This is a genomic window from Companilactobacillus ginsenosidimutans, from assembly GCF_001050475.1.
Taxonomy (GTDB): Bacteria; Bacillota; Bacilli; order Lactobacillales; family Lactobacillaceae; genus Companilactobacillus; species Companilactobacillus ginsenosidimutans.
In genome coordinates this window covers 1,741,530-1,755,862 of sequence record NZ_CP012034.1, presented here as the reverse complement: position 1 = coordinate 1,755,862, position 14,333 = coordinate 1,741,530, and the positions used below count along the sequence as shown (strand labels likewise).

The following is a 14,333-nucleotide window of genomic DNA, read 5'->3' as shown; positions in this document are numbered from 1 at the left end:
ACCTTGAAAACTGGATATTAAGAAATAATGAATTAAAGAAACACCGAAAACTGCGGGCGGAAGCAATTCCGCCAAAAAAGAAATAAGAATTACCTTTGTAATTTAGGTTAAGTTATAAAGGGCGCACGGTGGATGCCTAGGCACTAGGAGCCGAAGAAGGACGTAACTAACGACGATACGCCACGGGGAGATGTAAGTAATCTATGATCCGTGGATTTCCGAATGGGGGAACCCAATCATCGTAATGGATGATTACTTAAAAGTGAATACATAGCTTTTAAGAGGAAGACGCAATGAACTGAAACATCTAAGTAGTTGCAGGAATATAAAGAAAAATCGATTCCCTGAGTAGCGGCGAGCGAAACGGGAACAGCCCAAACCAGAGAGCTTGCTCTTTGGGGTTGTAGGACAGACGACATGAGAAAAAAGGAAAAGATAGCAGAATCAGTTGGAAAGCTGAGCCAAAGAGAGTGAAAGCCTCGTAAGCGAAATTGGATCCACTCTAGTCTGTATCCTGAGTACGGCGGGACACGAGAAACCCCGTCGGAATCTGGGAGGACCATCTCCCAAGGCTAAATACTCCCTAGTGACCGATAGTGAACCAGTACCGTGAGGGAAAGGTGAAAAGAACCCCGGAAGGGGAGTGAAATAGATCCTGAAACCGTGTGCCTACAAGTAGTCAAAGCCCGTTAATGGGTGATGGCGTGCCTTTTGTAGAATGAACCGGCGAGTTACGTTTGCATGCAAGGTTAAGTAGAAGATACGGAGCCGTAGCGAAAGCGAGTCTGAATAGGGCGACTAAGTATGTAGATGTAGACCCGAAACCAAGTGACCTACCCATGTCCAGGTTGAAGATGCGGTAAAACGCATTGGAGGACCGAACCCATGTATGTTGAAAAATGCTGGGATGAGGTGTGGGTAGCGGTGAAATTCCAAACGAACTTGGAGATAGCTGGTTCTCTCCGAAATAGCTTTAGGGTTAGCCTCGGGGAAAAGGATCGTGGAGGTAGAGCACTGTTTGGACTAGGGGCCCGTCTTGGGTTACTGAATTCAGATAAACTCCGAATGCCACAGATCTATACCCGGGAGTCAGACGGTGAGTGATAAGATCCATCGTCGAAAGGGAAACAGCCCAGATCACCAGTTAAGGTCCCAAAATTCATGCTAAGTGGAAAAGGATGTGGAAATGCACAGACAACTAGGATGTTGGCTTAGAAGCAGCCATTCATTCAAAGAGTGCGTAATAGCTCACTAGTCGAGTGATTCTGCGCCGAAAATGTACCGGGGCTAAGCATGATACCGAAACTGTGGATGTATCGTAAGATACGTGGTAGGAGAGCGTTGTAAGAGCATTGAAGCTGTACCGTGAGGAGCAGTGGAGTTCTTAGAAGTGAGAATGCCGGTATGAGTAGCGAAAGATCAGTGAGAATCTGATCGGCCGAAAGACTAAGGTTTCCTGGGGAAGGCTCGTCCTCCCAGGGTTAGTCGGGACCTAAGATGAGACCGAGAGGTGTAATCGATGGAAAACAGGTTGAGATTCCTGTACTAGTTTATTTTGTTTGAACGATGGAAGGACGCAGGAGGATGATGTGTGCACACAGCTGGAAAAGTGTGTTCAAGCAACAAGTCTTGATACGAGTCAAATGCTTGTAACTATAAGGACAAGTTGTGATGAGGAGCGAAATTTAAGTAGCGAAGCACAGTAACTCACACTGCCGAGAAAAGTTTCTAGTTAGAAATAAACTACCCGTACCGCAAACCGACACAGGTAGTCGAGGAGAGAATCCTAAGGTCAGCGAGTGAACTCTCGTTAAGGAACTCGGCAAAATGACCCCGTAACTTCGGGAGAAGGGGTGCTGGTGTAACAGCCAGCCGCAGTGAATAGGCCCAAACAACTGTTTATCAAAAACACAGGTCTATGCTAAATCGTAAGATGACGTATATGGGCTGACGCCTGCCCGGTGCTGGAAGGTTAAGAGGATCAGTTAGCATTTATGCGAAGCTGAGAATTGAAGCCCCAGTAAACGGCGGCCGTAACTATAACGGTCCTAAGGTAGCGAAATTCCTTGTCGGGTAAGTTCCGACCCGCACGAAAGGCGTAATGATTTGGGCACTGTCTCAACGAGAGACTCGGTGAAATTATAATACCCGTGAAGATGCGGGTTACCCGCGACAGGACGGAAAGACCCCATGGAGCTTTACTGTAGCTTGATATTGAGTTTTTGTGTGACATGTACAGGATAGGTAGGAGCCGTAGAGATCGGAACGCTAGTTTCGATGGAGGCATTGGTGGGATACTACCCTTGTTATATGAAAACTCTAACCTACGCCGATAATCGCGGCGAGGGACAGTGTCTGGTGGGCAGTTTGACTGGGGCGGTCGCCTCCTAAAAAGTAACGGAGGCGCTCAAAGGTTCTCTCAGAATGGTTGGAAATCATTCGTAGAGTGTAAACGTATAAGAGAGCTTGACTGCGAGACTGACAAGTCGAGCAGGGACGAAAGTCGGAGTTAGTGATCCGGTGGTACCGAATGGAAGGGCCATCGCTCAACGGATAAAAGCTACCCTGGGGATAACAGGCTTATCTCCCCCAAGAGTTCACATCGACGGGGAGGTTTGGCACCTCGATGTCGGCTCATCGCATCCTGGGGCTGTAGTCGGTCCCAAGGGTTGGGCTGTTCGCCCATTAAAGCGGTACGCGAGCTGGGTTCAGAACGTCGTGAGACAGTTCGGTCCCTATCCGTCGCGGGCGTAGGAAATTTGAGAGGAGCTGTCCTTAGTACGAGAGGACCGGGATGGACATACCTCTGGTGTACCAGTTGTTCTGCCAAGAGCATCGCTGGGTAGCTACGTATGGACGGGATAAACGCTGAAAGCATCTAAGTGTGAAGCCCCCCTCAAGATGAGATTTCCCATTCCGTTAAGGAAGTAAGATCCGTTAAAGAATATGACGTAGATAGGCTGCGGGTGGAAGAGTAGTGATACTTGGAGCTGAGCAGTACTAATAGATCGAGGACTTAACCGCGTCACGTAGTTTGAAGTGTGAAGAATTCATTATGATTAATATCTAGTTTTGAAGGTACGAGGAAACGAAGTGTGGTGGCGATAGCAAGAAGGATACACCTGTTCCCATGCCGAACACAGAAGTTAAGCTTCTTAACGCCGAAAGTAGTTGGTGGGAAACTGCCCGCGAGGATAGGTAGTTGCCACGCTTCTCATTAAGAGAGATGATCGCAAGATCATCTCTTTTTTTTTGTCTAATTTTTTACATGTATTAATATAAACAAAGATAACAAATTGTATTTCTACTATTATATAAGGAACAATAGATCATCCGAATACGAAAATTTTAGGAAGGTAACAATAAGTAACAGTCTACGACGTGTCAATATATCCAAGCGATTACATATCATCACAATGTGAAGACAGTATATGGACATTTGCACGTATGAGGAAATCCGATTGATAACAATAACAAACATTCTTCAGCTTAAGGAATAAATTGTTGACCTTAAATGACATATAGAAAAGTAATTATGGAATTAGAAGAGAACGGCTGCATAGACAAGCTCACCACACTAAAGATGGAATTGACTGACTCCATCGATGTCATCTTGAGTAGATCTTCAACATACATGAAAGTAGAAAATATTATGTAAAACAATCACGAGGTTACCAAAATATATAATCTTGCTACCAAGTAACAGTCAAATAGATTAGAAGCATTCAAAGATACTCTGTATGAACCATATGTATGAAAATAGTAATGAAATATGAACTAAATGGAACAAAAGTAAAGCGGCATAAACACAAGTACACCAAAGGATTAGCTTTGTATTTGGCGTTTTTTTTACGTGTTCTAAGAGCGTGCAGGACATCAAATGAGATAGTCATACACTAATTGTTAATAGAAAGCATATATCAAAAGAAAAAAAGAGGATCTTATACGAACATAAGTTCGTATAGAAGAAATTGATAGACGTTATTAAAAATTGAAACCAGAACTAATTCTTCAGAATCTTGATTTGAATTTAAAATGTGTAAATGACTAAGAAGAAAATAAATTCCACAATCGGTGAATGAAAAAAGAGATCAACTCGAAGTAAACAAAATAGTAGATATATACAATGGTCTGTGACAAAATTTGTATAGACTAAATTTAAAAAAGTAAAACAAGAATAAGAAAGTTGAAAAGAATAAATTAAAAAAAGGTTTCAAAATACAAAAACCGGATTAATTTAAAAAATAGAAGCGTTAAAATAAACGGTTTAAAAATGAAGGATTAATTGAAGATAAATCAAGAAAGATAATCTTGAACAATAAATAATAAATAATAAATAATAAACAATAAACAAGAATGAAAAAAAATCATGAGTGAATAGTTCAAAATAAAATGAAGACTGTTATCCAAAATTGAAATCAGTTGAATGAAATCGGCTCGAGCTAGTTTTGAAATTACAACATATTTCCCGGGAAATTATTTGTAGTTATCTCATTGAAATGACTCGACAATTAACACAGAATATTCTGTTTGCTTTCTGCAAGATAATAGTTGGAAATTTATGAATGAAATTTTGAATGAATAATTACAAGATGTGCAGGTGAATGATTAACTTTTCAAAACAAGATACTAGACTAAACCTACATTTGATTTTGAAATTGAAGACGGCTGAAATTGATTAAGCAGATATTGGAGATGACTTTTAACTAACATATTCTAATTATCATTTTGAAGAATGTCTGCATTTCGGATCTCATGTTTTAGTTTAAATAGTATATCATCTAGAAGTATAAATTAACTATCAAATCATCACACCACAGAATCAATAATATTGATCTAAGACGTTAATTTGAAGATCAAGCTTATTTCAAATCCTCATTAACAAAATCATTAATTGTTAAAGGACAAATGTGCATGAATTGATTATTTATAATAAGTATGTATTCAAATATTCTATATTTACAGATGAGATTCTAAGTTGCTGCATAGTTCTTTTGATCAAGCATGCCTCAACTCGAACAATAGAACGGTTGAATATTCCGTTATGCACTCATTTTCTTGTTTTTTTAGATTTTTCCAGGTATGCCCCTAGTACACCGATTCTAGCTTGTTTTTATCCATGCGTAACTATGGCATAACGAAAAATCTGACTTAAATTGTATTTAAGTCAGATCATGGTTTTGATTCTCTGTTTTAATATCAAATTTTAACGAATTCTGTTATCTAGCGGGTTATTGCTACATTTTGCAAATGTCAGTTCATTACGAATACTATTGATGCCTATTGTCCTCATTTAAATGATGTTTAGTTTATGCACTTTGTAAATCATTACTCTGCTACTTTCCATTGCCGAGTTGCTGATTTTGCAATTGAGTACAACGATAGTTTTCCTTCTATAATGTAGTTTGATTTGTTCTTGATTAAATTGACGATTTTATTTCTCAATCTCTCAAATTTTGGCTGATTTTTGTTTTCTCAATTTGGAAAATGTCTGAATTTTTGCTGTGCACGATTTACTGATTTATGTTTTTTTAAAAATCGGAATTTAGATTACACTTTTGCTTAACTTATCGTATCTTTTTTTTTCTCGTTTTTGATTATTGACCGTATGCTTAATTATTTCTTTAACATACCAATATCTCATTTATCTAACACTTGTATTCTTAATTATTTGAGTGCGCATTTTGTGCATTCTACGTATCTAAAATAACCAGTTCTACGTCTCCAGCTACAGGCCTTTGATTTACTACTAATGTTAATGAATCGTATGCTGCATATTTGCTCGGAAAAGCATCGTTAAATCTACCCACGCCAGTTACTAACCAACGCTGGACTAATCAGTTCTACCATTCCTTGGTACGCTCTTGTCCGTTTATCAAATTAACTTTTATACGCGTTGCTGAATCCTTCATTGCTTTGCTTTCAATTGTTAACTGTATCTACTAGTTGCTGACAATAGGAGATTACAGTGGGTTCTTGAGAAATTTCCAGGTAATACTACCTTGAGGTAATCTGTATGATCTAGACACGGTAATACAGCATTTCGAACAAAATTGCGTAGGATTATTGATCTACTGCCTTGTGTCAAAGTTTCTGTGTGGTTTATTAACACGAATATAGAAAGTTGTATCTGTTATTGTGTTTGGTTTTATTTGAATCTCGGTACATTTAAAAATTGATTTTTCTTCTATATATGTCGTGTTCAACGGATAGGCTTGAATCTCTGATTTATAATCGTCATACTTTAACCGCTCAAAGACTATTTGGATTACGAGAATATACTTAAACTGATTTGTTTTATTTCCGGGCAATATTTGTATGCTGTCAGTTATTGTCTTCGTATGATTATTGGTGGCTTAACACGTAAGCATCCTTAGAATGTGCGTTCAAAAACATAATATCTGCTATGAATGCCCGATGTAGTAGGGTTGAGTAAGAATCCATTTCTAACAATGTAGGAAGTACTTACTATAATCATGGCAATTTTGAAATCAAAAACTTTTGTATCATAAAATGACATTAATCAAAAAGTGACTTATATAGTGAACCTGTACATAAGCTGCTATAAACCGTGGTGCCATGGGGTTTGATAAATTTTAATCATATTTATCAAAAGATAAATTCGTAAAAATTGACATACTCGTGACAAACTTAGTCGAAAAAGTTTCATAAAATGACAATCTACTCTTGATATAAATAAATTAATGGACTAATATCATATTTGTATCATTATTCTGCATGGATATATTTATATATTTCCTAGGGAATAATCAAACACAATTCGGGGAGATTTATATTATGAGTACATTATTTGGCGAAGGTTCACTCACAAAGAAAATTATGACTTGGGTTTCGACGGTAATCATTATTTTACCTATCGTTGCTTATTCATCTGTTGAAGCAGTTGAGGCTGCTACATACAACAGTAATGAACAAACAGAGAACGTTGATCCTAGCGTTCCGTTAAAGACAACAACGAGAAATCCCAACAAGATAGTTGGACTTTCAATGACGCAAAAGAAGGGCATCCCAGTTATGAGGATGAACATCTCGGCGTCATCAAATGATGTTATTAAGAAGGGCGATAAACTTAATATCAGGTTCAATAGTAAGAACGTTGATACTAAGAAAATCCAACAGCTTGCTGCTCAAGACAACAACAAGTTGTATGACATTTCTAAGAAGGGTAACGAGTTACAAGTTAACTTCAAGAAAGATGCAAGCAGTGGAAACTATCAAGAGGTTTTCGCCATTGCAACAAAGAATGTCAAAGCTGATACCAAAGCATCAGCTACCTTCGCCGGTAAATCAATTAAGATTGATAACAACAATATCAACTCACAATATAAAGCTCCTCAAAAACAAGCACCATCAAATCAAACACAAAGAACTTCAAATAACCAATCTTCAAATAATCAACAAGGTTCCACACAAGCTGCTTCATCAAATGATGGTTCTTCATCATCCGAAGGTCAGCCTGCTCAGACCCAAACTCAACAACAAGCAAATCAAACAACAGCTTCTAATAATGGAGCAACAACTCAACAACAACAATCAAATCAAAATGATCAACAAGTTACTCCTTCATTCTCACAAGCTGAATCAGCAATTAACACAAGAACTACTATTCAAGTAACAGGAACTGCAACATCAGATCCTGCAGCTGAAGATTCAGCCACAAACGGAACAGCAAATACAACAGCTGCTCAAACAACAACTTCAACACCAGCAGCAAGCACAGCAACAACTGCTCCTGCACAAACAACTAATACAGCATCAGCAACAACTCAAACAGAATCAAATGTTGCTAACGTTGCAGCTACACAAAGTGAGACTTCGGCACCTGTTCAAACAACAACACCAGTTGCAAGTTCAACAGTTGCTCTTAGTCAAACTACAACTACTGAAAATCAAAGTGCAGTACCTGCACAAACAGAAACAACACAAAGTACTTTTGAACCACAAGAAGTTTCAACAACATCTAACGTTGCTTCAACACAAGCAAGTCAAGATGGATACGTTGAAATTGCTAACCAAGGTTATGTCTCACCAAAGACAACCTTGGATAACTACTTAACTTCAGATTCTGACTTGGATAACAAACAAGCTACGAATAATGATGATACATATGAAGACAACTCACAATTCAATGCGATTTATCAACATGTGCAAGATAAAGCCCAAGGTGCTACTTCTGAAGAAGTAAATGAAATCACTAAAGACTTGCCTACAATGTGGAATTACATTTATCAAAACGATAATGAAAATGACACACAAGGCCAAGTATGGAAATTCCATACATTGCTTTCATCTGGTAGAGATATGTTCTTTACTATTGATGGAACAGCTCAGCCTGATAGCACTGACGTTCTTCAACGCCAGATGCCAGCATTGTTGAGATCAATGGGTGAGGATATCGAACCCGGCGCACTCAATGAAGCTGTCGACATCAATGCCTTGAAGAAGTCACAAATCTATCAAGACTACGTAGACGGTAAATACACTGGTCCAACCAGTGAAAATACTGCCAACACTGCCGATGCTTTAGCTGCAGTGTTGAAGCACACGTCTATTGGTCTTAATAGACCTGACAATGGTGCACCTGTCAACCAATTGCCTGATGTCGCTAAGGTTAATCCTACGGCTCTATTGAATGCTGCTAAACAATCATCAGCCAATGGAACTACTACAACTAACCCTACAGACAACAAGACAAATGCTGATAGCCAAGCTGTATACAACACTATCAAAAATGATACATACAGCAAGATGTCACCATGGGGTTCTGACGATGAAAAAGCAGAAATGCTTAAATCAGTACCTTCAATTTGGAATGATGTCTCAACTAAGACAGATAAGAATGATAAATCTGGACAAATCTTCAACTATGTCTTAAATGGCACAGATGGAAGACAGATCTTCTATACTATCGACGGTCGAGTAATTCCAAACGGTAACAAATATGAACAACAATTACCTTCAGTTCTTAACTCATTAGGTAAAAACATGACAAAGGGTGAATTTGACCCTATCGTTAACAACGAAATTTTGAGAAACTCTAAAGAATACCAAGACTATACACAAAATAGTCAAGGAAATGCTGCTACAACACCAATCGCAACGGCTGCTAAGGCTGCTGCTGCACCATTAGCTGGTGGATTAGGTGGTTTAGCTCCACTTGCATTATTACTACCATTTGCCGGTTTAGGTTTATTAGTACCTGGCTTATTGCTTGCTGTACCTGCAACTGTAGGTGCATTAGCAACACTTCCAATCGCTGGTCTACTATTACAACCAGTTATTTTACCTGCATTATTAGCTGCACCAATCTTATTAACATTGCCTATTACATTGCCTGCATTGGCACTTGCATTGCCTCTAAACATTGGTCTTAAGCTATTATTTGCACCTATCGATCTATTGAACACAGTGGTATTGAGCAACGTTGCTTCAATCCTATTAACAGCTCCACTTACATTCTTCAATACACTTGTAGGTGTTGGTCTTGGATTGTTCAACACATTAGTAGGTTCAATCCCACTAGCTCTATTAGACTTTATCGTTCCAGTTGTACTTAACTTCTTGATTGTTTCATTGATCAGCCACTTAGTACAATTGACAACATTCAACATTTTATTACTTGCTAACTTGGCAAAAGCTTTACTCAATGGAGCTATTGATTTAGCACTTGCATTATCATTGATTGGCTTGCCACTAGCAATCATCAAGGGACTATTTGATTTATTCAACTTAGGTCTCGGATTATTTAATGGACTATTATTACCAGCATTAGCTGGAATCTTAACATTCCTTGGTTTATTGCCAATCGCATTGTTAAACACATTATTCTTAACATTATTCAATATTTCAGTTCCATTGTTATTAGGATTCTTAACATCATTATTGTTGAGTAACTTAGTAGGTGGACTAACATTCTTAACACTTCTTGGACGTAAATTGTTCAATGACTTCATTAAGAATGGTTTGAGACTATTACTTAGCCTCATCGCTGCTGGAACAATCCTTGTTGGTTTACCATTATTGATTGTTGCCGCACAAATTCTAAACTTCTTCCTTCTATTGGTTGCTAACGCAGTAGGTGGATTGATCATCTGGAACTTGTTAACATTGGCAAAAGCCTTGATGCTAGCCGGTCTTGGACTTGCATTGTTCTCATTACCACTTGCAGGACAATTCTTGATTAACACAATTGCTAAGTGGAGCATCAGAGCATTGATTCACATCTTTAGATTCTTCATCGGGGCATTCAAACTAGGTGCTAGATTAGTACTTTCATTTGTTCTTGGTCTATTGAACTTAATCGCTGGGGCAGCAGCTGCTGCTTCTGCAATTACAGCCCTTATTTCAGGTATTGCTGCTGCATTAACAGCATTAATTCCTGTTGTTGGACCGGTCCTTGCTCTATTACCATTACTAATTTCATTATTATCAATCGCAAACACACTAATCCTATTACCAGTTAAATTATTATTAGGATTATTAAACTTAATCGTATTAGGCCTCAACTTATTAGCAATTCCTCTATACATCTTTGTAAGACCATTGATTTCAATCGCCTTAGCATTAGGTGCAGGATTACTATCAGACTTATTACTTCCATTACTAACATTGCCACTTGTATTATTTAACCAATTGACATTGTTCAACTTATTATTCCTACCACTTCTATTATTGAACCTATTAGGAACATTCCTAGTAGAACCTTTACTACTAGCCGGATTAGGACTACTTAATGCCTTAGCATTACCATTCTTATTGGCACTTGCAGCATTAGGTCTTAACGCAATCATCGGATTGTTATTATTAGCAATCAGATTGCCATTAGTTGCATTAGCATTATTGGCACTACCAAGCTTGATTCCATTCTTCAACTTGATCATGGACACAATCTTCTTAGCACCATTAGTTACATTAGTTCTTTCAGTATTAAATCTATTCATCGGTCTTCCATTGATGATGTTGATTGATGCTCTTATTGACATCGTTGCTCCATTCATCGTATGGCTTGCTGCAATGCTTCTATTGGCTCCAGTATTTGGACCATTAGCATTCCTTAACCCATTAACATGGATCAACTTACCAATCATTTCATTAATCGGAACATTCTTGACAAAATTAGCTCTTAAGTTAATTGCATTGCCATTTGTATTCTTCTTGAATGGACTACTAAGCTTAATTCCAGCTGCAATCGCTGCATTCTTAGTTGGTTTGTTACGTGCACTATTTGGTGGACTACCATTCTTACTACTTGCACCATTGTTCTTGCTACCAATCATCCTTAATGGATTATTGACAGCATTAATTCCTGGATTGAACTTATTCACAGTACCTGCAGCCCTAGTAGCACAATTCTTAGGACTTCCACTCGTACTTCTTGGATTATTAAATAATATTCTTGGAAAACTTATCTGGAGAGTACTTTCATTCGTAACTGCATATCTTGCATCTAACGTATTGAAAGACTTGTTGGCATTGTTCGGTGTTCCATTATTAATCGACCTATTGTCACCACTTCTATTCCTTCTAAAATTGTTTACAACACAATTCTTGATTTTCCCAGCTCTATGGCTTGGATTACCATTATTGGCACAATTATTAACATCAGTATTACTTTGGGGATTAACATTCATTAAAGGCTTTGCACAAATTGCTCTTGATCTATTCAATATCGGTGCAACATTATTGACATTGCCACTATGGACAATCCTTCCAGCATTAAATCTTTTGAGAAGATTGGCTTTAGCATTCGTTGCTCTTGTTGCTCTTCCATTGAGATTACTTAAAGATGTCTTCGATATTCTTAGAGCTGTTGTTGAAATCGGCGCAATCTTATTATTACCATTGCTTGTCGGTATTCCAGCATTCTTACTTCTATTGCCAATCACTACATTCAACTTCATAGCATTGAAGTTATTGAACATGGCAATTCCATTAGTTCTATCATTGTTAGTTACATTAGCTGCATCATTACTCATCAACTTATTAACATTCATCGCCATTCTTGGATTGATGTTATTTAATAAGTTCATCGAATTAGGTGCTAAGTTATTGTTACTCGGTGCTATCACACTTCTTATCCTTGGTGCATTACCAATCTTATTAGGTGGAGCATTATTGAACTCATTATTATTACTTGCTTTGAACGCCTTCTTAGGATTCAATGCATGGTTGATCACAACATTGATTAACAACTTGATTGTTGGTGCATTACTACTTGGCTTGTTCTTATTGCCATTAGTAACACAACTAATCATCAATACAGTTGTTAAGTGGACTATTAGAGCCGTTGTTCACCTAATCAGATTCTTTATTGGACTATTCAGACTAGGTGCAAGATTAGTTCTTCAATTCATCATTGGATTGATCAACTTAGTACTTGGTGTCGCAACCGGAATTTCATTATTAGCAGGTGTTGCTAACTTACTATTAGCTCCAATCTCATTACTTGTTCCCCTTGTCGGCCCAATCCTAGCTCTATTAAATCTTTTGAATGCCGGATTATCATTCCTTAACTTCTTGATTCTATTGCCACTTAAGTTATTGGCAATGCTCATCAACGGTTTGACATTATTAGGATTATTACTATCAATCCCATACTGGTTATTCATCAGACCATTAATTTCAGTATTATTAGCAATCGGTGCCGGAATCGTTTCAGACATCATCATGTCATTGTTAGGACTTCCATTAGTACTATTCAATCAATTGACATTGTTCAACTTGTTTGGAATTCCTGCATTATTGCTTAAAGCCTTCAACAACTTGGTATTAATACCATTGTTGATTAACGGATTAGGTTTAGCATTAGCACTTGGCTTACCACTAGCATTATTGCTTGGTGCCTTAGGCGCATTAGGACTATTGAACCTTGGACTATTAGGTCTTGGATTCCCACTAATTGCCTTAGTACTATTGTTATTACCAAACTTGATTCCATTCCTAGACTTAATCATGTTGGCATTGAACCTATTAGGTTTGTTCAACTTGATCAGCAGTTTAGTTAAATTATTATTATTACCATTCAAGATTCTCTTGGATCTATTAAATAACTTATTATTACCATTGCTTGTAGCAGGTTTGACATTCTTGTTCTTACTACCATTACTTGGTGTAATTACATTCTTGAACCCTCTAAGATGGCTAAACTTAGCTATTCTTTCAGCTATTAGCACATTGTTGACAACACTATTATTAAACTTAGTATTATTACCACTAAGCTTGATCAATAACTTGTTATCAAGTCTTATTCCTGCAGTATTGAACGGATTATTAGTCGGCCTCCTCAGAGCATTATTCGGTGGACTACCATTCTTACTATTGGCATTAGGTCTATTACTACCATTGATCCTTAACGGTCTTCTAACGGCCTTAATTCCTGGATTAAACTTATTAACAGTTCCACTAGGATTGTTAGCATTATTACTTGGTCTTCCATTAGTAATTCTTGGAATTCTAAATAACTTACTCAAACAATTAATCTGGACAATCGTTGGAACAATTCTTACACAATTAGCTCTTAACTTAGCTAAAGACTTGTTAGACTTGCTTCTATGGTTACCATTACAATTATTATTAGCATTACCATTGTTCCTATTGAATCTTGCATTGAATGCATTTTTACTCAGACCATTATTGTTATTCGGACTACCATTATTGGCAGCTCTATTAACAAACTTAGCCTTAGTAGCATTCAACTTGATCAGAAGGGGACTAGAGTTACTCGCTGAATTGTTAACATTAGGTGCTACATTATTATTAACACCACTAACACTTGGCCTACCTCTATTAAATCTTTTGAGAAGAGTTCTTAAGTTTGTTGCCGCATTAAGACTTATTCACAACTTGATTCACCAACTCTTTGACCTATTAGCATTAGTTGTTCTTCCATTCTTTAGTGTCTTGCTATTCGGTCTTGTCGGCTGGATTCCAGCTTTGATCGCATTAGTAGCTACACAAATTCTTGAACACTTACCAGACATCTTAATTGGTGCGCTAATTGGATTATTAACATTATTACCAATTGCTTTATTAAATGCTTTGATTTCAACTATTCTTAATCTCTTACTCAGCATCTTGCCAGCACTTCTTGGTGGATTGCTAAGAGGATTAATTACATTACTATTTAATGGCTTACCAGTATTCTTCATTATTCAATTGCTACAACTTCCATTGATTCTTAACGGTTTGTTAACAGCATTGATTCCTGGTTTGAACTTATTAACAGTTCCACTAGGTCTATTAGCTCTATTGGCATTACCATTAACATTCCTTGGTATCGTTAATAACATTATCTAAGCTATCCTTCATGGATT

Annotated in this window: 2 protein-coding genes and 2 rRNA genes; all 4 read left to right on the top strand. The window is 37.5% G+C overall.

Annotated features, from left to right (window positions below):
- The first annotated feature begins 105 nt into the window (after positions 1-105).
- Positions 106-3,024, top strand: a 23S ribosomal RNA gene (locus ABM34_RS08865).
- Positions 3,025-3,094: 70 nt separating this feature from the next.
- Positions 3,095-3,211: ribosomal RNA gene (gene rrf, locus ABM34_RS08860) — 5S ribosomal RNA — on the top strand.
- Between the two features lie 303 nt (positions 3,212-3,514).
- Positions 3,515-3,658 carry a hypothetical protein gene (locus tag ABM34_RS13250; protein WP_157023285.1) on the top strand — a complete coding sequence of 48 codons (144 nt, stop codon included), beginning with the start codon at positions 3,515-3,517 and terminating at the stop codon, positions 3,656-3,658.
- 3,140 nt (positions 3,659-6,798) lie between these two features.
- Positions 6,799-14,316: a hypothetical protein gene (locus ABM34_RS08855; protein ID WP_048705108.1), complete on the top strand. Its 7,518-nt coding sequence runs from the start codon at positions 6,799-6,801 to the stop codon at positions 14,314-14,316.
- Positions 14,317-14,333 lie beyond the last annotated feature (17 nt).